The organism is Rhodanobacter sp. C01 (assembly GCF_002001045.1).
Lineage (GTDB): Bacteria > Pseudomonadota > Gammaproteobacteria > Xanthomonadales > Rhodanobacteraceae > Rhodanobacter.
Genome location: NZ_MUNR01000009.1, coordinates 1 through 20,065, shown reverse-complemented (window position 1 = coordinate 20,065; position 20,065 = coordinate 1). Strand labels below are relative to the sequence as shown.

The window sequence follows — 20,065 nt, the reverse complement described above, 5'->3', positions numbered from 1 at the left end:
TCCTTGTGAGACTATCCGGGCCAGCTCAACCTGACCCCGATCTTTGCAGCACCGCTGCATGATGTGAGTCGATTCTGTTTCGCCACGTCTCACGTGATAGCGGCCTGCATAGGCTCCTCGACAAATGCATCCCCCATCATCATCTTGTAGTGTTCGATGTGGCGCGCTTTGACGAAGATATCTTTGAAGACTTTGAGGTAGCTCTCCACCATCGAGTCGTCGATCGAAACGTAGAGATCGTCGTGGGCATAGTGCGATCCATCATGTACCCACGAACAGAGGGACTTGCAGATAATCTTCTCCTTTCCGTCAAACATCGCGCAGAGCTGATCCAGTTCAATGCCACCTAGAATCTTGAAATAGTTCTCCAAAATGCGCCGAAGCGTATTTTGAATGGCTAGATTCGAGCGCTCTGGCTTCCGAACTTCTGCCCACAGCAGTTCGTATGAAGTTTTGATGGGGTTGGTCGTTTGCGGGACTAATTTAGATACCATCCCCGGTCTTTTTACGATCCAGAAGGTCTCTTCACTCAACACGCCGTTGCTGGGTCGCTTGCGACTGTATGTGACCTCCTTGTGGAAATACACGTTGTGTGTGAGCACGAAGATTTGCTTGATGTGTCCGGTCCCCAAGCGCACTTCGTCCAACAATCCTTTGATGAGGCTGCCGACTATGAACAAGATGTCGCTGTCGAGGCTCGAAACAGGATCGTCAAACACAACAATGCGGTTAGCGGTCATGCCACTATCCGAGACGCTACCTTTCAGGAGATGGTAGAAGTAGAGGAACGTGACGAACGTTTTTTCCCCTTCGCTCAGTGTCGTCTTTGCATCTGAACCATCGGGTCGAATTAATTTGTAGGACGTTCCGCTTACAGTTTTCGCGAGCGAGAAACCTCGAAAGCCGAAGGCCAAGAGGAGGACATTGATCGCGTCGATCGTTGGCTGAACGCTCGTCGTCTGTTTTTCGAGTTCGCGAATCTCACTGGTCTTTTCGGCTTTGTCTGTCATCGCTGCCGCGACCTGGAGATTCATCGCAGTGATCGCTTTGTCCAAACCATCTCGCGTGGTCTTGTATGCGCTGAGGTCGACTTTGAGTTCCTCTAGCACATACTTCCATACCTGTGCCGTCAGCGTGCCACGCTCTTGAACGAGATTCGCGACCATCTTGTTGTGTTCTGCAACGAGTGTATTGGCGGAATCAATCAACACCTTGATCGCTGTGACGACATTGCTCAGTGACTCAAGTTCAATAACCTGACTCGCCTCTTTCTTCTTCCCCGCAAGCCGTTGGACGTTAATTGTAATTTTGGAGTCGAGAAGCTCTTTTTCTGCTTTCAGCGTTTCAACATCAAGGAACCGAGACGGAGCTGCGATTATGGACGCGATTTGCTGCTGAAGTCGGGCTGCGTCGGTTGAATAGTTGGTGGCGAGATCGTCGATAGCCTTGCTGTCTGTCACAAACGCCTCATCGAAATACTCGTTCAAACTATTCGTGAAGGCATCGGTTGTACTCTGTTGGCAAAACGGACATACGTTGCCATTCTCGTCGTAGAAGGTACGGCCCTCAAGGACCCAATCGCTGTTGCCCAGTTTCTTGATCATCGCCGCGATATCGACGTCCCCCTTGCCGATGACTCGCTTTTTCAAGATTTGGCTTATTTCGTATCCAACAAGCTCTGTTGCTTCAATCGTCGGGACTATTTGCTCAACTGTGGGCGCTGCACCGAACACCGATTCCGCTTTCTTCTCCAACTCCGTCAATGTCAGAAGTGCGGCGGTGTTCCCGGCCAACTCTTGAACGACCTTCGCCTTGAATTTTTCCGAACTTCCTCGATAGCCTTCAAACGCACCTTGGAGCTTTGCATCGTGCTTCTGCTTCTGAACCCAGCACTTGTCTTTCAATCCAGCCTCAAGCGTCGCCAAATCTCCCTCTTTTCCTCCTGTGCCATCTGCTCCTTGTAGCCCCAATGTCAGCGTTTCTATTTTCTTAGTGAGAGTGTCGAGCTCGACCTTCGCTCCAGTAATCATGGTGAGCGTGTCGACCTGCTTTTCGCCCAAGGTGAAGACGCCTTTCAACTCTGATGATTGCGTGAAGTTACGTTCTACGAAATCGTGGTTATAGACCATAGTCTGCAGTTTTGTTCCTGCCTTCCATGTCACGTTGCAGGTTGGAAAGCTGTTCTCATCTGCGATGATGCGGCTGACCGTGGTTTTACCGGTGCCGTTCGAGCCGAACAAGAAATTGAACTGAGATAGCCCGCTCAGCACCTCGGGAACGAGATCGAAAGTTGCGGTGTTCGCAATGGTTATTGATTCAATCATTTTCCACCTTCCTTAATGTGCCCCGATCCTTGACGAGGAACTCTACGCTGCTGTTAGTTCCGTAGGCACCAGATTAGACCGTTCCACCTTCGACCAACTGATTGTCTCGTAGGGCAGAAACGGCTCGTCTACTGACGACCGAACTTACTCCAGATTCCACAATTATCGGGGTCAGGTTCATTTATCCACGCCTATCTTGACACCCCTCCATTGCCGTAGCAGACTCATTTGCAAGGAGCGTCGAAACTCCCCACACAGCGGTACCCACCTCCGTCAAACCGGTGGGTTTTTTGTGCCTACGCGCCTTGTAGGTACAACCGACGCGAAGCCTGCGTCGGGAGGGCGGTGAATACAACACCCGCAAGGGGAATAAGCCCGCCGGCTGTGTGCGGTTTCGAACCTCCCGACACCCCGTCCGTCGTCATGCCGTGGACGGGTACTTCTATGGAACTAGGAGGCGACCATGTCGACGTTCGATTCGGAAGATCTGGAAACGAAGGGCTATTTTCTGCCGGAGGACAGCCAGCTGCGGCTGAAGCAGCTACGCGAATACGTGGGGTTCCTGACCAACCTCGCGCGACCGCGCAGGCCGGACGAGGATCAGGAGTGGTATGCGGAGATTCGCCCGGGCGAGGTGGCGATCTGCATGGAGTTGCTGGAGGAGCAGATCGGGCAAGTGCTGGACGAACTCTCCTGGCCGGCCGAGCGTGGCGAAAGAGCGCCTGCGCCCGAGGCCAAGGCCGAACGTGACGCCGAGCCGAAAGTGGCAGCCGTCACGGCAGCGGCGGACACGGACGGCGCCGAGCCGGAACTTGCCGGGTCGGCGATGAACGAGGCGCCCAAATGCTACGTGGCTGGCGTCACCCTGGATCAGATCGACGAGCTGGCCCGGCTGGGCGACATTCTCCGCGCCCATGGCGACGTGGTGGTCGCCACCGATCAGGCGGATTTCGCCGACGTCACGCTCTCGATCATGGGCGATGCCATCCTCGAGCATGCGGAGAGGTTGCAAGACATCATCCGTGAGGTCGACTGCGTGCAGCGGATCGATGAGCGGCACGGCACGAAACCGGGCGTGTGCGAGGAGCAGGCCAGCTACCTCGCGCTGCCCATGCGCGTGCCGATGAGCAATGCGTTGCCCATCGTGCGGCAACTGCCCGCCTACCATTAACCGGCACCCGCGCGCGCCAGTGGGCCAGTTGCGCTCGCTGGTGCGTATCCCGTCGTTTCGGATTTCTGGAACGGCACCCCAGGGACAGCCTCGAAGCGGCCGTTGCCCGGCTCAATCCTGGCTTGCCCGAAGAGGCGCGGCAGGATGATCGACATGATTGTGGCCCATGGCGATGTGGTGATCGCCAGTGATGACGCCGAGTTCGCCGACCACGCGCTGTCGTTGCTGGGGGATGCCATCTTCAACGACGCGAGGGCGGTGCGCGCGATCATGCGCCAGGTGGAATCGCAGAGGCTCAATTCGACGCGCCGTTCGCAAACTGGCGTGGGCGAAGAGCGGGCCACATACCGTGCGGGGCGAGCGTGTTTGCCCGCGGGCCACGCGTCGCATGTTGCGTGGCAGTTGCCTACCTATCAATAACCGGGCAACTATCGGGGCCAGGTCGCTTGCTGCCGTGGGAAAGCGAACCTGGCCGCGATCTTGCGCAGCCATGACCTAGACGGCATATCGGATGATGCTTTGGTTTTGAACGTTTGCCACCAACTCGTCGGCACGAGATAAAAACCGAAGGAGCAGGGGAGATGAATTCGTATTGTTGTATCCCAAGGTGAGATCAATCGTCGGAGGCACGCCGTCAAGCGCCCGGGCAACAACATTCGGTGTAAGCATGTTTTGCGCATACAGCGGAATAAGCGTAACGCCACCCGTGGACGTGACGAGCGACATTGCCGACGGCAGGTTCTCTCCTTCGTACTCGGCCTTGAGCGTGATCCCGACCTTCGATGCGTAATCCTGAATCACTGACTTCAATACCGGAGATGTTCTAGCCGAACTGACGTAAATTTCGCTGGCGAGGTCCTGCGGCCGGATCTTTTTGCGTGACGTCAGGCGATGATCCGCCGGCAGCACGGCGATCAGCGGCTCCTTTGCCAGGAATTTGAAGGACAGACCAACGGTTTGAATCTCCGCGCGAAGAAACGCAACGTCCAGCGTGCCTCGCATCAGCCCGATGGCAAGTTCCGGCGAGGACTGACTGCACAGCGTGATTTCGGCCTCCGGCGCCTCCTCCCGGATAATGCGGAGCGCGTGGGGTAACCACCCAACTTCCTGCCCGGCAAGGAAACCAACGGCTAGCACAAGCTTTTCCGGCTGTGCCGCCCGCCGCGCACCGTCGGTGGCCGCTTCAACTTGCATGAGCGCCAAGCGCGCGTGATCGAGGAAAATTTTCCCGGCCGCTGTGAGCGCCACGCCACGTGCTCCGCGCTCCAGCAGTTTCACACCGACTTCGGATTCCAGGTCGCGAATCTGTCGGCTCAACGACGGCTGCGACGTATGGAGTCGCCGCTGAGCGGCGGTCAGCAGACTGCCTTCCTCTGCGACGGCGATGAAATAGCGTAAATGTCGAAGTTCCATACGACCTCCTGTATGCCTTCAAGGCATAGGTCCGATCACACAAAGCATTTTTCATCGATAGAGGGGCGACGTATCGTCGCAGTCGCTGCCGTCTTTGCACCGACGGAAGTATCCCAATCAATCCAGTCAAAGCTGAGAAGCGAAGGAGAATTCAATATGCCTGCAATATCCAAACCTGCCATCGTGTTCTGCCACGGTATCTGGGCCGATGGATCGTGCTTCAGCAAGGTAATCCCCGCTTTGCAGGCGGACGGCCATGAGGTGATCTCGGTTCAATATGGTCTGGACTCGTTCGAGGAGGACGTGGCTACGGTAAAGCGCACGCTCAACCGCGTCGGCAGCCCCGTCATCCTCGTGGGCCACTCCTATGGTGGCGCTACCATCACGGCCGCAGGCGTCGATGATCGCGTGGCCGGCCTCGTCTACATCGGAGCGGTTGCCCCGGATGTCGGCGAGACCGTACAGGAGCAACTCGACAAGTATCCATCGGATATCTTCTCACGCGTGGAGGTCGCGGACGGACGCGCCTGGATGCTTCCGAATGGTACGGAGTTCTTCTGCGGAGACCTTTCCAAGGAAGAGCAGAAGCTCGTCTGGGCAACCCATTATGCGCCCGTCGCCGATCTGTTTCAGCAACAGAAGATCAAGAGCACTCCGTGGAAGTCGAAGCCGAGCTGGTACATTTTGACCACCCAAGACCACACTGTGCATCCCGACCTGCAACGGTGGGTATCGAAGCGCATGGGAGCGACCATCACCGAGGTGGCAAGCAGCCACGTGCCGATGCTTTCCCAGCCGGACGTCGTCATCGACGTAATCCGCAAGGCGGCAGCCGCTGTTCAAAACAGGTGACGCTTGCCGATACCCTCTGCAACACGGCCTGACTATGCCGACTATCAGGGTCAGGTTCACTTACTGCCGTGAGAAAGTGAACCTGGCCCTGATCTTTTGACGGCCCCGATGGCCACTTTGAGCGGAAAAGGTGTCAGGGACAATTTCCGTGCGTGCAGCGCGACGGCGATATCAAGATCGCGTCGACGGTAACCGAACCTCAGGGACGGAGGAAGTTAAATCGAACTAGCAATGTCCACTCCTCATAGTGCACATTGCAACGGCTCGGAGTTGAATTCATCGGGCGAGACAAGGGGAACGTCGGTGTCAGACATATCAGCCAAATCCATCGACGCGAGGTTCCTTGAGCAGGAACTTCGGATCCTCGGCGTACCTCGGGGGGCTGTTGTCGTGGTTCACTCGTCGCTGTCGGCGTTCGGTGCAGTAGATGGCGGAGCGCAAGCGGTGATCGATGCGCTGCTGTGTTGCATCGGTGATGCGGGAACGCTGGTTGTGCCGACGTTCACGCCCCAGGTCTCCGACCCACATCCGCAGTCGCGCGCATTCGACGACCCGTTGGCCGATGAAGCGCGCCGAAACGTATCCCTCTTTCGTGATGACCTGCCGACCCCGATGGGTGCGGTTTCCAGCGCGATCCTGTCTCGTCCCGGGCGTTTGCGCAGCGATCATCCTCAGGCATCCGTTGCCGCCCTTGGCGTTCGTGCCCGTGAGATCACGGTCGACCATCCCCTTGTGTACGCACTTGGAAAGAACTCGCCGTTCGACAGGATGTACGGGTTGGGCGCCTACATTCTCCTGCTGGGGGTAGGGCACAATCGCAACTCGTTTTTGCATTACGCGGAATCGCTGACGCCCCGCCATCGTACGAAGCTTCGTCGGTTTCCCGCCCTGGTCGGAAAGGATCGCCTCTGGATGGAGGCACCCGATGTGGGCGATGACAACGGCGTCTACTTTCCACAACTGGGTGCCGAAGCCGATGCTGTTGGTCTGATTCGCAGCAAGACGATTGGCTCGGCACGCTGTCAGCTCATGGAGAGCGTTCCATTTGTCGATTTCGCGAAGGCGCGGCTCGATGAGTTGCTTGCCGAGGCGAAGTAGGAGAAACCCGGATCAGTGTGCACTTTCTTTAAGACGGCTGCCTTGGAAAGTCGACCCTGACCCCTGTTCGAAAACTGATCGGCATCGGAGCGCGTGAAGTCGTACCTCATGATGGCTCCCAGACGAAGTGCGCCATAGCGGCATGACAGCTATCACTCGCGGATGATGACGATCTGCCTTTGCCCATCGGCGAGGTTTGCACGACAGTGAGGCCTGATTGCCGGAACCGGAGCCCGCGATGGACGGCTTGCCCTTGCTGCCGCTGCGACGGCGCATCGCACCCACATTGAGTTTATTGTTTCTGTCTCCGCTGATTGCGGAAGTGCTGTCTGGCTCGACCCGGCTGCGCGCGCTGTTCGTGTTTCCGATTGAGTTGTGCGTATGGGGCGGGGGTGCACTCTTGATTCGTCACGCCGTGCGGCGTTTCAACCTCGGCGTGGCCGCGATGCTGGTGCTGGCTCTCGCGCTGGCGATGGCGGAGGAAACCGTGATTCAGCAGTCATCGCTGGCGCCGCTGGTGATCATGCTCAAGGGTGAGGTGTATGCGCGCGCGTTCGGCGTGAATTATCTCTACCTGCTGTGGGCATTGGTGTACGAGAGCGTCTACGTGGTGTTCGTGCCGATCTGCCTGGTCGAACTGATCTTCCCGGGTCGGCGCGATCGGGTCTGGATGGGCAAGCTCGGCGTCGGCGTGACGATGTTTTTCTTCGCGATCGGCAGCTTGCTCGCGTGGTTCGCGTGGACGCACGTCGCACGGGTGAAAGTATTCCACCAGCCGGCGTTCGTGCCGCCCGCCGCGACCGAGGTGGTTGCACTGGCGATCATCGCTGCGTTGATCACACTCGCCTTCACCACGCTGCGGGGCAAGCCAATCCGGGCTCGCCACGTTGCACCGCCGGCGGCACGGTTGCTTGCCGTACTCGGCACCTTCTGGTCGGTGCTCTGGTACGGGTTGGTCGTGATCGCCTTCGGCATTGCACCATCGCTGCCACCGGCGATTCCGATGTCGGCGGGATTGCTGATCGCTGCCGCGATGCTTTACCTGCTGCCGAGCTGGATCACCTCGACCGGCTGGACGCCGCGCCACGCCTTTTGCCTTGTCGTCGCCAGCGTGTGCGGCTTGATGGCGGTGAGCTTTGTGGGCTTTCAGGGACCGCCAACCGCCGATCTCTACTTCAAGGCTGTCGCGAACGTGCTGGCCGTGGTCGGATTGGGTGTGCTGGGATGGAGATTGCGCAGGGAACGGCAACGTGCCGGAAACCGGGACGCAGGAAGTTAAGCCGAATGGGTTGCGCGTTCACCTGATCGCACGTCCAAGGACCCGGCAGCACGGCGTGAGCGGGCAACGATCCAAAAAGAATTCAGGTTGAAATCGCGCTGAGCCGGACGAACGGTGGCCGCCGATGCTGCATCGATTGTTCACGCCAGCAAAAGCACACTCGGATTCTGATTCCCGGAATGTCTTGCCATGTCCGATATCCGCCGCGACTCCCGAGCTGGGCCGACCGATACGCGCAAGCCCCGCAACCATGGGTGGCTGCGTGTCATCGCGGTATACAAGGCCGCCAAGACCATCGGCTTGATCCTGGTGGCGATCGCGGCCTTCCATCTGGATCGTTCGCAGAACTTCGAACATCTGGTGCACTGGCTGGAGCAGTTGTCGCTGAGCGACAGCAACGGCCTGCGCTGGAGGCTGGTGGAGAAGCTGCAGTCGATGGGCCCGAGCAAGTTCGTGGCGATCGGACTGGTCGCGCTGGCCTATGCCGCGATCTTTGCGACCGAGGGCATCGGGCTGTGGTTGCAGAAGTACTGGGCGGAATGGTTCACGGTAGTCGCCACCGGCTCGCTGGTGCCGCTGGAAATCTACGAAGCGGTGCACCGTTTCAGCGGGTTCAAATTGGTTGCGCTGATCGCCAACATCGCGATCGTCGCGTATCTGGTACGCGTCGCCCTGCAGTCACGGCAATCTCGCTCAGTCGAGTGATCGGACCCCTGCCGGGGATGGGGTAGGGGACAACTCGGTGGGTCCGCTTGCTCAAGCTGCCCAAGGGCGACTAAGCGTTGCTTCCAGGGATCGTCCTTACCTTCTTTCCGGGCGATTTGCCCCGGTCGTTGAATTGCGCCAAAATGAATCGCAATTGCATCGCATTCGGAGTTTCCATGAAAACCGCAACCATCCCTTCGCTGCGTGTTGAACCGGTGCTGCGCCGCGCCGCAGAGGAAGTCTTGCGCGACGGGGAAAGTCTGTCCGGCTTTGTCGAGTACGCGGTGCGGGCGCAGATTCAGCAACGCCAGGAGCAAGCTGCCTTCATCGCCCGTGGATTGGCTTCGCGTGATCAGGCCAAAGCTACCGGCGTGTACTTTTCATCTGGCGCGGTGCTGAAAAAGCTTGAAGCGCGATTGGCCAAGGCGAAGAAAGCCTCGGCATGACATTCAAGATCCGCTTCACGGAGGAAGCGTTGGCCGATCTTGAACGGCTGTATGACTTTGCCTTGGCACGTGAGGATGGCGACTGGACTACGGCCGAGCGCGCGCTGGACGCCATCCGCAATGGCTTGGGCTTGCTGGCGAGTTCACCATTCAGTTGCAGAAAGGCCGCACCTGACGACACGTTTCTGCGTGAGTTGATCATCGCCTTCGGCGCATCCGGCTATGTGGCGCTGTTTGAAATCGATGACGCCAAAACCGTCACCGTATTGGCGGTGCGGCACCAGCGCGAAGACGATTACCACTGAGCATGGCCGCCTTGCATGCGGCCATGCGCGAGGCGGTGCTGACCACTGGGCCAGGCAATGTGTCGGGGATCATGTCGGGCAAAGTGTCGGGGAAAATACTCGGAAACGGTGTCAGGGACAATTTGCAGGCGCCAGCGTGGCGCTTGAAGTTGTCCTTGGCACGGCTCTGGCCAAATACTCAGCTCCAACTCTGGCTGAAACCGGGGTCGGGTTCGCATGCAGTCGCTGCTTGATTTATCGCGCGGCTGCAAAACGCCAGCTACCTGCCCACCTTCGCCATCGCGTTGCCCATTCCTGACGTCGAGCCTGACCACCACGTCCAGTGGAACTCGCCAGGCTCGCCAGCAGCGGGAGTCGATCAGCCGACTTCGCCATCCAAAGCAGCCATTGCCAGTCTTCAGATGTTGGCCGAGTTGCGCGATAGGGTAGAGCGCAACTACCACCTCTTCGCTGAAGCTAAAACCCTCATCGGCTGGCGGACCCCATACATCAGCGTTCGCCACAACCACTCGATCGGCCCAAAGCGGTATCGGCGAAGCCACCAGGCGCTCAGGGCCATCTGGCATGTATAGAAGATGATGCCGAAGAGCAGGGTCTCGGCCGCGCCTAACCGACCAAAATAGCCAAGCCCATAGCCATAAAATACCCAGCTGAAGATCAATGACTGCATCAGATAGTTAGTGAATGCCATGCGGCCAAGCGGCGCGAATACCTGAAGGACGCTGCGGGCACGCGTGAACTCGACTAGCGCAATAACCGATGCGCCATAGCCAAGTCCCATGAAGGTGCCTGCGGCGTTTTCAAGACAGGACCTCATTGCAGGTGGCATGCGCCAAGATGCCATCGCCTGGGTCAGGGTCGGCGAGTTTAAAAGTATCCCCAGCATCAAGCCGAGACCGATCACGATAAGCAACAGGCCCTGGTGCCGGTACGGGTTCCGCAGCACGCCGGAACGCCACGCCAACATGCCAACCAGAAACAGTCCCAACGTGCGCGGGAACACGAACTCGTGCAGTGGCAGGATCTGAGCCAGTTCGCTCCAGCTGAAACGCAGGATTTGCCCATACGAACCGGCTGCATAAACGTGATTGGCCTCCAACACATGCTGCTGCAACCAGAGCATGGAAGGCCACGAGATCGGGAGAGACAGGGCCGGCATGGCGATGTAGAACGCGAGTAGCCCGAATGCGGCTAGTGCCGTGCACCAAATGGGCAGCCATAGCAACGGCAGCACCACCAATCCGGCTAGGGCGTACTCGGTCAGGATGTCACCGTTCCAGATCAGCAGCAGATGAACTAAACCGATCGCGAGCAATGCCACCAGACGCCGCACCAGCAAACGCAGTCGGCAACCGCTGTGCGCGAGTCGCTCCGACTGGATAGCCAGTCCCACGCCGAACAAAATCGAGAACAGCGCGAACGCCTTCATCTCCAAAAAAAACGAGATGAAGTGTTCGACTGCGCCGTCAAGTGGTGAGACGAAGGGCGTTGCAGGAAGAAACTGCTGAAACAACGATACCCGGAACTCGCCCACCAGATTTACCGCGAGTACGCCGAACAAGGCGATGCCTCTAAGTATGTCGATGGCGTGAATGCGATCCGCCACAGTGATGGGTTGAGCCATTTCATCGGTCGTGGATGGCATTTCTGCAGCCTTGTGAATTGAGATCAACGCTTCTCCGCGAAAAGAATCAACGAACGACTGCTTTGTGGCAACTATCGGGGGCAGGTTCACTTACGGAAAACGGGAATAGGTGTCACGGACGAATGGCACTTACTTAAGCTCGTCATCCCCGCGAAAGCGGGGATCCAGCGCCTCTGACAGCCCGAAGTCACTGGATTCCCGCTTTCGCAGGAATGACGAAAACTGGAGCTTTTCGGTTAAGTAAGTGCCATTCGTGTCACGGACAATTTCCGCTTGTATTGATGTCCTGCCGCATGACTTTTGGTGCGGCCGAATTTTCCTTGACACCATTCTTGTGCCGTTTTGGGCTTGTAAGCGGGGCGCGCTGTTACTTGCGCGGGGCCTTCATGTTTTTGCGCCCTTGCCCGAAACGGGGTGCGGTCTGGCTTCCTTTGGGATGCACTGAGGTTTGCCAAGAAGCTCGACCAGCCGCGACTCGCATGGGGAGAGGTCATGACCCCGTCGTTGCGAGATCACGAACGTGAGCGGACCAAGATGCCAGGCGCGGCGTTCAAGCTCGACGAGCTCTCCCTTTGCCAGATCCTCGCCGACGAGGTGTCGCGGCAGGTGTCCCCAGCCGAGGCCGGCCTTGAGAAGGTCACGCTTGGCGCCGAGATCATTGACCAGCCACAGCCGCTTGCCGGCAACGCCCTGTTGGGTTTTTTCCGCTTCCGGTTGGTTGTCCGTCACGACGATTTGAACATGTCGACTCAACTCGTCCTGCGGGACGGGTTTCGGTAGTGAAGCGAGGGGATGGGATGGCGCACATAGCGTCACCATCTGCGCCTCGCACAGCCAGTGGCGTTCGATGGCATCCGGGTTTACTTCCGGTACGTTCTCGACCGTGATGGCCAGCGCGCACACCTTTTCCAGCACCAGTCTCTCGCCGCCCTGCATGGTCGTGATGCGCAGGTTGATCGCTGCGGTTGGGAACTCCGCTTGCAGCGTCCGCAAACCGTCAATGAGGTGTGCGCGCGGGAAGTAGACATCGACCGCCACCGAAAGCTGGGGTGCGCCGACTCGGGCGATCGAGCCGGCGCGGCTCTTCATTTCTTCCGTGCGCGAGATGACCGCCCGTGCGTCCGGCAGCAGGCTGCGTCCCGCCGCGGTGAGCTGCGCCTTGCGTGTATTGCGATCGAACAATTCGACATCGAAGGCGCTTTCCAGCGCCTTGATCGCGTGGCTGATGGCCGACTGCGCGCGACCGAGTTGCCGTGCTGCACCCGAGAAGCTTCCCTGATCGCATACCGCAACGAACGAACGCAGTTGGTTGATGGTGACGTTGTCGAGCATGCATATCCAAAAAACAGATCTTATTAAGACATATTTCGTCAATTGTATTGATGTGTCAACAGAACCATCTTCGTCAGGACCTTAAGCAAGAAACGAAGGATGCATGACATGAACAGACTGACTGGAAAGACGGCGGTGATCACGGGCGGCGCTACCGGCATCGGACTCGCCGCAGCCAGGCGCTTCATCGAGGAGGGCGCTTTCGTCTTCATCTTCGGCCGCCGGCAGGACATGCTCGACGCCGCGGTGGCTGACCTCGGGCCCCATGCCCGCGCGGTGAAGGGCTCGGTCTCGGATGAGGCCGACCTCGACCGACTCTACGCGGCGGTGAAGGCTGAGCGCAAAACCTTGGACATCGTCTTCGCCAATGCCGGGGCAGGCAGCCCGCTTGCACTCGGCGAGATCACCGCCAGGCACATCGACGAAACCTTCGACACCAATGTGAAGGGCACGATCTTCACGGTCCAGAAGGCGCTGCCGCTGATGGGCGAGGGCGGTTCGATCATCCTGACCGGATCGAGTGCAGGCACCACGGGCGCGCCGGGATTCACTGCCTACAGCGCGAGCAAGGCGGCGGTGCGCAACTTGGCGAAGACCTGGGCGGAGGATCTGAAGGGCACCGGCATCCGGGTGAACGTGCTGTCGCCCGGAGCGACGGCGACCGAACTGGCGAAGGCGGCGTTGGGCGAAGAGGGCCAGAAGGCCTATGGCGCGATGACTCCGCTCCAGCGCATGGCCGATCCGTCGGAGATCGCGGCGGCGGCAGCCTTTCTCGCGTCGCCGGACAGCAGCTTCATGACCGCCAGCGAGCTGGCCGTCGACGGCGGCCTGGCGCAACTCTGACGCGTTGCGCCAGGCGGTTCACTCCATTCGATATTCGGAGTCCGCAGGGCGTGGCGAACAACGAAAAGCAAAAAGGAAAAACACATGAACAACCATAGTGGACAAAAACTGGCGGGGAAAATTGCGGTCATTACAGGCGGAAGCAGCGGGATTGGCTTGGCCACAGCCAAGCGCTTCGTGGACGAAGGTGCGCACGTCGTGATCACCGGGCGAAGAGAGAAAGAGCTGAAGGAGGCCGCCGCCTCCATCGAGAGAAACGTTACGACGGTCGTGGGCGATGTGTCGCGATTGGAAGATCTGGACCGGCTCTATGCCGTCGTGAAAGAGAAGCATGGTCACATCGACATTCTCTTCGCGAACGCGGGCGCGGGGACACTCGCACCTCTTGCGGTAGCTACTGAGGCCCATTTTGATCAGACCTTCGACGTGAACGTGAAGGGCATGTTCTTTACGGTGCAGAAGGCCCTTCCCCTCTTAAAAGATGGCGGTTCGATTATTTTGACCTCTTCGGTCTCAAACGTGCTCGGGCTTCCAGGATTTACTGCTTACGCCGCGAGTAAGGCGGCTGTGCGCAACCTCGCGCGCGGCTGGGCCAAGGAATTGATAGATCGCAAGATCCGCGTGAATTGCATGAGCCCCGGAGCCATTGACACCCCGGCCCTAGCGACGACGGCGGGTCTTACCCCTGAACAGGTCGAGCAAGCAATCGCACAGTTCACCACGCAGATCCCCATGGGCCGCAGAGGCATGCCCGAGGAAATCGCCGCAGCCGTCGTGTTCCTCGCCTCCGATGAAAGTTCTTACATCACCGGTATAGATCTTCCCGTCGATGGGGGCATGGCGCAGGGCTAACCCTGGCGCGGTCCCGTACCCAACCGTAAAGGAGATCCCCATGTACAAACAAACCAAGCAATCCGAGTTGATCCGGTTCGCACGAGTCGAGGCGGGCTCCACCGTCATCGACGTTTACCCAGGCGATGGCGACTGGACCCGTCTCTTCTCCGACATCGTGGGACCCGAAGGACGGGTCTACAGCTTCGTGCCGGCCGAAGTCGCCCACTTCAAGAACGATCCGGTCGGCGGCATGCGGATGCTTGCGAAGGAGCCGGGCCGAGAGAACGTCGAAGCCGTCTCGGCGGACCTCGTGGCGATGCCGGAGGTCACGCAACCAGCGGATGTCCTGTGGCTGCACCTGTTCTACCACGATCTCCACACCGCGCTTATGCAGGCCAAAGGCGCGACGGCGGCGGAGTTCAATCGAGCTGTCTACGAGCGGCTGAAGTCCGGTGGGTCCTACATCATCGTAGACCACGCCGCCGCCGTCGGGACGGGCACGAGCGACGCCCAGTCGCTGCATCGGATTGAGCCTGCCACCGTTCGCGAGGAGGTGGAGGCGGCCGGCTTCGTACTGGATGCGGAAAGCACCATGCTCGCGAACAAGGACGATCCGCACTCGATCAAGGTGTTCGATCCCTCGATCAAGGGCGAGACCGATCGCTTCGTCTATCGGTTCGTGAAGCCCTGACAGGTCCCGGCTCTAGGCGCTGCAAACTCGGCAACGCATGCCTCTTCGAGACGAATTTCAAAAAATCTTCTGCGTCGCGATCCGTTTGCATCCTGCGGATCGTCCTTGGTGTGTCCCAAACACAAGGAGCCATGCCATGTCCGACCAGTCCGTCATCTTGATCAATCTGCTGAAGGTCAAACCCGAAAAGCAGGATGCGCTGATCGCGCTCCTGAAGCAGAACACCGAAACGGTGATCCGCACGCTCCCTGGCTGGAAGACGACCCGGCTGATCGCGGCAGGGGACGGCGCCGGTGTCGTCATCTACTCCGAGTGGGAGAGCGCCGCAGCCGTCGAGGCGATGCGCAGCGATCCGCGCATGCAAGCCTGTTTCCCCAAGGTCATCGAGCTGGCGAGCCTGGAGTCGATCGTGGGCTCGGCGGTGTTGAGCGAAAGCCGGTGAGGGTGAAAACAGGCAAGTCGGCGTCACACAACCAACCAAGGAGAACCGCCATGGCTCGGATGGTAGTGATTTACCGGACACCGAAGAACGCCGAGGCATTCGACCGGCATTACTTCGACATCCACGTGCCTCTCGCCAAAAAGATTCCGGGCCTGAGGAAATACGAGGTCAGCGAAGGCCCCATCGCAGCGCCGGTGGGAACCCCCGATGTTCATCGGATCGGAACGCTGCATTTCGACGACCTTGCGGCGATCGAAAAGGCGTTTGCTAGCGATGAGGGACAGGCGGCCGGGGCGGATCGCCGACTTTTTGCGCCGGACGACTCGGGCGTCCAGATGTTCCTTTTCGACAGCAGGGAAGTTTGAACCCGCCGCTCCTGGTTCGCCTCGGTGGACGAGGGGGCCAATCGAGGCGACATGGCGGGCGGCCGCTTGTTCAACTCGCGAAGATCGTAAACTCACACGAAAAGGACTCAGCCATGTCGGCAACCAAAGCGGTTTTTGTCCTGGTCCACGGCGGTTGGCACAACCATTCGACGTGGGACAGGGTGACGCCCCTACTTGAGGCCAACGGCTTCGCGGCGTTGACGCTCGACCTTCCCGGCGCGGGGGTGAATGCGATAGCACCCACGTCGCTCGGTCTTCACCCGTTCGACCCGGCTGCGTTTGCGGCCGAGCGCTCACCCGTCGCCGGCGTGACGCAGGAGCAGCGGACGCAAGCGGTCGTCGCGCTGGTCAAAGAGGCTGCGTCGCGCAGCGACGGCAAGGTCATCCTGGTCGGGCACTCGGCTGGCGGGATGACGATTTCGGCGGTCGCCGAGCAGGTGCCGGACCTGCTGCTCGCGGTCGTCTATCTGGCCGGGTTCATGGTGCCGAGCGGCATGCCGCTGCTCGCGATGCTGCAGCATGAAACCCTGGCTTCGGCGCTGGCGCCCGGGCTGTTCGTGGGTGACCCCGTCGCCATCGGCGCGACAAGAATCCATCCCGGATCGACCGACGAAGCCTATCGGTCACTGCTCAAAGCTTCTTTTTATGCCGACGTGCCGGAGGCCGACTTCGCGCCTATGGCCTCGCAACTTCATTGCGACGAGTCGAACGCCGGCGCGCTGGCCCTGTCGGACATCACGCCGGGAAGATTTGGCACGGTGCCACGCCATTACATCCGCTGTACCCAGGATCGCGCGATTCCCTTGACCGGTCAGGATCACATGATTGCGACGGTTGATGCTGCCCTTGGTGGCAAAACCACGACCCATACCCTGAAAAGCAGCCACTCGCCCTTCCTGTCACAGCCGGCCAACCTGTCGAGGATCCTCATCGACATCGGCGTCCAGTCCCTGGCGCAACAGAGCGCGGAAGCCCTCCATCCATGAACATGGACAAATTCGAGGAGGGTCTGAAAGCGCTGCGGCCTCGCCTTCATCGCTACTGCGCGCGCATGACCGGATCGGCGGTCAATGGCGAGGATGTATTGCAGGATGCCCTGGTCAAGGCGCTTCACGCGCGAGCCGAGGGCGCCGAGGTGGATAATCTCGAGGGCTGGCTGTTTCGCATCGCCCACAACACGAGCCTGGATTTCTTGCGCAACCGGTCGCGGAACACGGTCGTGCCGCTTACCGACGACATCGAAGCGGCGGCCATGCCTGAGGCGGACATCGTCGAGATCAGCTTTCAGACGTTTCTGCGGTTGCCCGAACTGCAACGCTGCGCGGTGATCCTCAAGGATGTTCTGGGTCATTCGGTCGACGAGATCGCAGGCATCGCCGGGTGCTCTGCGGCAGCCGCCAAATCGGCGCTTCAACGCGGGCGCGTTGCGCTGCGGCAACTCGCACAGGCGCCCGAAGACATCCGGCTGCCGCTGATGTCCGACACCGACCGGCGGAAGATCGCCGCTTATGTGCAGCTGTTTCAGAGCGGCGATTTCGACACCATCCGTGCCATGCTCGCCGACGAGGTGAAGCTCGATCTGGTGAACCGGCTGCAGCTGGAAGGGCGCGACAGGATCGGCCTCTATTTCACGCGCTATGCGGAAGTGGCGAAATGGCGGTTTGCCTTCGGCGCGGTTGAAGGGCAGCCGGCCATGCTGGTCTTCGACAGCGAGGGCCCGATGGAAAGACCTGCGCATTTTGTCCTGATCGACTGGTCGGAAAACCGGATCATCGGCATCCGGGATTTCCTGTTCGCGCCCTATGTGCTCGAAGGCATGGATTGGGCGCGGTTGGGCTGAAGGAAAAAGGTGTCTGGGTGGTCCACGACTATCGGGGTCAGGTTCACTTGCTGCCGTGAGAAAGTGAACCTGACCCCGATCTTTCAGCAGCCCACCGGTGGTAAGTGCGCTGGTGCAACTGCGACCAGCTTGCGCGTATCTCTATGTTCGAACGGCCATCTTTCGTGGCCGCCCGACGAGATACTCATGTACTTACGCTATGCATTGCCTCTGTCGCTGCTGACTGTGATTTTCAGTTCCGCCGCGTTCGCCCAGACATCATCACCATCAAACACACCGATCAATGCTGCCGAGCAGTCCGCGGTCATCGCGACCCTGGGTCAGCAGTTGAAGTCTCAGTACGTTTTCCCCGACGTTGCTGCCGAGACAGCCGCCGCGCTCTCGGCCAAGGCGGTGCATGGTGACTACCGCGATGCCAACACTACGACGGCATTTGCCAAAGCGTTGTCCAAGGACTTGAGGTCCATCGGCAACGACAAGCATCTTGCCGTCAAATTCGCGCCGGACTTGTCACCGCCGCCGCAAGACGATGACAAAGGCCGGGATGACAAAGGCGGGGATGACAAAGACGCGACCGCCAAAGAGATGGCGGAAATGATCGCGCAGATGCGGTCCGTTTCGGCTCGCGAGAGCTATGGCATCAACCGCGTGCAATTGTTGCCCGGCGATGTCAGCTACATCGACCTTCGAAACTTCGGTCATACGGAAATCGTCGGTGCCGCTTACGACGCGGCCATGTCGCTAGTCGCTGGAACCAAGGCGCTGGTACTCGACCTGCGGCAGAATCACGGCGGCGAACCGGACGGCGTGGCCTATCTGATCAGTCACTTTTTCGCTGTGGGCGATGATCGACACCTCAATGATATTTATGTCCGTGCTGACAACGACACACGCCAGTTCTGGACGGTTCCATCTGCGATGCCCCGCTTCGCCGGTCCGATTTACGTGCTCACCTCGCAGCATACGGGCTCCGGCGCCGAGGAATGCGCCTACGACCTGCAAACCCAGAAGCGCGCCACGCTGGTCGGTGAAACCACAGCGGGTGCCGCCAATCCAGGCGGCTGGATGCCGCTCGGGCATGGCTTCATGGCCTTCATCCCCGTGGCACGTGCCATCAACCCGATCACCAAAACCAACTGGGAACATGTGGGCGTGAAGCCGGATGTGGCAGTACCGGCGAGTTCGGCCATGAAAACTGCTTACGTCACCATTCTCAACGACCTCCTGAAAAAGTCGAAGGACCCGAGCGAACAAGCGGGGTTGAATGACATCCTGGCTAGTGTTCAATCGGGCAAGTTCCAGTTACCCGCGTACTACCCGTGACACTGACGCGATGCTGACAATCGATCGCTAGACTTTCTAGACCTTACAGCCAGAACCGGGGTCAGAGTGTGCTTTTTAACAAGCCGGATTCTTCGAGTACGCCCTGATCCAGCAGCTCTCTGAGACGTTCCGAGCTGGACCGAGGCCGCACGGTGTCGAACCGGGCGGCCTCTACTTGCCGCTTGCGGACCGGCGCTAAGATGACCTTATACGGGAGCGAGCGGAGGCGGGGATGTGGAAGCGGGTGGTCGGCTACGGCGCGTTGCTGGCGGCGGGGACGCTCGCCCTGCAGTGGCTCGACTACCAGCGCCTGGTGCGGATGCATTCGGGCGACGTCTACCTGTTTCTGGTCGCGGCCGCTTTCCTGGTGCTGGGCATCGTGCTGGGCATGCGGGTGTTCGCCACGCCGGCGCCGGTCGCCTTCGACGGCAACCCGAAGGCGCAGGCGGCGCTGGGCCTGAGCGAGCGGGAGCTGGAGGTGTTGCACGAACTGGCCGCCGGCCACTCCAACAAGGAGATCGCCGCGCGCCTCCATATTTCGCCGAACACGGTCAAGACGCACGTGGCGCGGCTGTTCGAGAAGCTGGGCGCGAAGCGGCGCACCGAGGCGATCCGCCGGGCGCGCGAGCTGGGGATCGTGCCCTGATGAGGCCCTATTCGGGGAACCTTGCCCCCAAGGCCGTCATTCCCGCGAACCCCGAAAACAGGGGGGCAAGAGCGGGAAGCGCTTTTACAGCAGCGAAGCTGGTCATCCATTTTGACCTTGGGCTGTAAAGCGAAGATGGATCCCTGCTTTCGCGGGAATGACGAACAAAAAAGCAGTTATTCGAGGCTCCTTTCGGGGTGAAAACATCGAAATCACCCGTTCGGGCGATTGCCGGGCGGCGCCGTATCGCGGTCAATGGCGGCTCAATCCACTACTAAGGGGTACACCATGTTGCGCACCATCCTTAAATACGGCGTGATCGCCGGCCTGGTTGTCGGCGGCTTCGAGCTCGTCACCTTCGTCGTGTTCTCGGGGATGCCGCCGCTGAAGTACGGCATGGTGATCGGCTACACGACGATGCTGATCGCACTGAGCGCGGTGTTCGCGGGGATCAAGCGGCACCGGGACGTCGACCGGGGCGGGGTGATCG

General features: G+C 59.6%; 22 protein-coding genes. 18 read left to right on the top strand and 4 right to left on the bottom strand.

The window, feature by feature from the left end; genetic code table 11:
• Positions 1-89 precede the first annotated feature (89 nt).
• A complete protein-coding gene (locus B0E50_RS06100) occupies positions 90-2,324 on the bottom strand; it encodes an AAA family ATPase (protein WP_077440317.1) in 2,235 nt (744 codons plus the stop codon).
• 463 nt (positions 2,325-2,787) lie between these two features.
• Between B0E50_RS06100 and B0E50_RS06095 the strand changes: the two genes are divergently transcribed.
• Together B0E50_RS06095 and B0E50_RS06090 are read left to right on the top strand one after the other, a co-directional pair.
• The gene (locus B0E50_RS06095; RefSeq protein ID WP_077440316.1) at positions 2,788-3,495 is read left to right on the top strand and encodes a hypothetical protein; all 708 of its coding nucleotides are present in this window, start codon (positions 2,788-2,790) and stop codon (positions 3,493-3,495) included.
• A 144-nt stretch (positions 3,496-3,639) separates the two neighbouring features.
• The gene (locus tag B0E50_RS06090; protein ID WP_077440315.1) at positions 3,640-3,915 is read left to right on the top strand and encodes a hypothetical protein; all 276 of its coding nucleotides are present in this window, start codon (positions 3,640-3,642) and stop codon (positions 3,913-3,915) included.
• 75 nt (positions 3,916-3,990) lie between these two features.
• On the opposite strand, the gene B0E50_RS06085 is transcribed toward B0E50_RS06090, so the two are convergent.
• The gene (locus B0E50_RS06085) at positions 3,991-4,908 is read right to left on the bottom strand and encodes a LysR family transcriptional regulator (protein WP_077440314.1); all 918 of its coding nucleotides are present in this window, start codon (positions 4,906-4,908) and stop codon (positions 3,991-3,993) included.
• A gap of 156 nt (positions 4,909-5,064) precedes the next feature.
• Here B0E50_RS06085 and B0E50_RS06080 point away from each other — a divergent pair, with 156 nt between their 5' ends.
• From B0E50_RS06080 to B0E50_RS06055, 6 genes are all read left to right on the top strand, one after another.
• Positions 5,065-5,760, top strand: a complete 696-nt coding sequence (locus tag B0E50_RS06080) for an alpha/beta hydrolase (protein ID WP_077440313.1) — start codon at positions 5,065-5,067, stop codon at positions 5,758-5,760.
• Positions 5,761-5,991: 231 nt separating this feature from the next.
• A complete protein-coding gene (locus tag B0E50_RS06075) occupies positions 5,992-6,858 on the top strand; it encodes an AAC(3) family N-acetyltransferase (protein ID WP_077440312.1) in 867 nt (288 codons plus the stop codon).
• Positions 6,859-7,096: 238 nt separating this feature from the next.
• Complete coding sequence (locus tag B0E50_RS06070; protein WP_077440311.1) at positions 7,097-8,137, top strand: hypothetical protein; 1,041 nt, start codon at positions 7,097-7,099, stop codon at positions 8,135-8,137.
• 189 nt (positions 8,138-8,326) lie between these two features.
• Complete coding sequence (locus tag B0E50_RS06065; protein WP_077440310.1) at positions 8,327-8,842, top strand: DUF2127 domain-containing protein; 516 nt, start codon at positions 8,327-8,329, stop codon at positions 8,840-8,842.
• Positions 8,843-9,018: 176 nt separating this feature from the next.
• Positions 9,019-9,288: a YlcI/YnfO family protein gene (locus B0E50_RS06060; RefSeq protein ID WP_077440309.1), complete on the top strand. Its 270-nt coding sequence runs from the start codon at positions 9,019-9,021 to the stop codon at positions 9,286-9,288.
• A complete protein-coding gene (locus tag B0E50_RS06055) occupies positions 9,285-9,593 on the top strand; it encodes a type II toxin-antitoxin system RelE/ParE family toxin (protein ID WP_077440308.1) in 309 nt (102 codons plus the stop codon). Before B0E50_RS06060 ends, B0E50_RS06055 begins: the two co-directional genes overlap by 4 nt.
• Before the next feature lie 436 nt (positions 9,594-10,029).
• On the opposite strand, the gene B0E50_RS06045 is transcribed toward B0E50_RS06055, so the two are convergent.
• Together B0E50_RS06045 and B0E50_RS06040 are read right to left on the bottom strand one after the other, a co-directional pair.
• Entirely contained in the window at positions 10,030-11,238 is a 1,209-nt protein-coding gene (locus B0E50_RS06045) for a DUF418 domain-containing protein (protein WP_217343242.1), read from the bottom strand.
• Between the two features lie 384 nt (positions 11,239-11,622).
• On the bottom strand, positions 11,623-12,570 hold the full coding sequence (locus B0E50_RS06040; protein WP_077440305.1) for a LysR family transcriptional regulator: 948 nt from the start codon (positions 12,568-12,570) through the stop codon (positions 11,623-11,625).
• A gap of 108 nt (positions 12,571-12,678) precedes the next feature.
• Here B0E50_RS06040 and B0E50_RS06035 point away from each other — a divergent pair, with 108 nt between their 5' ends.
• The 10 genes from B0E50_RS06035 to B0E50_RS05990 form a co-directional block, all read left to right on the top strand.
• Entirely contained in the window at positions 12,679-13,413 is a 735-nt protein-coding gene (locus tag B0E50_RS06035; protein WP_077440304.1) for an SDR family oxidoreductase, read from the top strand.
• Between the two features lie 84 nt (positions 13,414-13,497).
• On the top strand, positions 13,498-14,265 hold the full coding sequence (locus B0E50_RS06030; protein WP_077440303.1) for a glucose 1-dehydrogenase: 768 nt from the start codon (positions 13,498-13,500) through the stop codon (positions 14,263-14,265).
• Between the two features lie 40 nt (positions 14,266-14,305).
• Positions 14,306-14,938: a class I SAM-dependent methyltransferase gene (locus tag B0E50_RS06025; RefSeq protein WP_077440302.1), complete on the top strand. Its 633-nt coding sequence runs from the start codon at positions 14,306-14,308 to the stop codon at positions 14,936-14,938.
• A gap of 136 nt (positions 14,939-15,074) precedes the next feature.
• A complete protein-coding gene (locus B0E50_RS06020) occupies positions 15,075-15,380 on the top strand; it encodes an antibiotic biosynthesis monooxygenase family protein (RefSeq protein ID WP_168170819.1) in 306 nt (101 codons plus the stop codon).
• Between the two features lie 50 nt (positions 15,381-15,430).
• Positions 15,431-15,745, top strand: a complete 315-nt coding sequence (locus tag B0E50_RS06015; RefSeq protein ID WP_077440300.1) for an EthD family reductase — start codon at positions 15,431-15,433, stop codon at positions 15,743-15,745.
• A 113-nt stretch (positions 15,746-15,858) separates the two neighbouring features.
• Positions 15,859-16,752 (top strand): alpha/beta fold hydrolase, encoded by an 894-nt coding sequence (locus tag B0E50_RS06010; protein WP_077440299.1) that lies wholly within the window; start codon positions 15,859-15,861, stop codon positions 16,750-16,752.
• Positions 16,749-17,606, top strand: a complete 858-nt coding sequence (locus B0E50_RS06005; protein ID WP_077440298.1) for a sigma-70 family RNA polymerase sigma factor — start codon at positions 16,749-16,751, stop codon at positions 17,604-17,606. Before B0E50_RS06010 ends, B0E50_RS06005 begins: the two co-directional genes overlap by 4 nt.
• A gap of 186 nt (positions 17,607-17,792) precedes the next feature.
• Positions 17,793-18,929, top strand: a complete 1,137-nt coding sequence (locus B0E50_RS06000; protein WP_077440297.1) for a S41 family peptidase — start codon at positions 17,793-17,795, stop codon at positions 18,927-18,929.
• Positions 18,930-19,161: 232 nt separating this feature from the next.
• Positions 19,162-19,575 carry a response regulator transcription factor gene (locus tag B0E50_RS18455; RefSeq protein WP_077440296.1) on the top strand — a complete coding sequence of 138 codons (414 nt, stop codon included), beginning with the start codon at positions 19,162-19,164 and terminating at the stop codon, positions 19,573-19,575.
• A gap of 288 nt (positions 19,576-19,863) precedes the next feature.
• The coding region (locus B0E50_RS05990) for a hypothetical protein (protein ID WP_217343241.1) at positions 19,864-20,065 on the top strand (202 nt) is incomplete at its 3' end.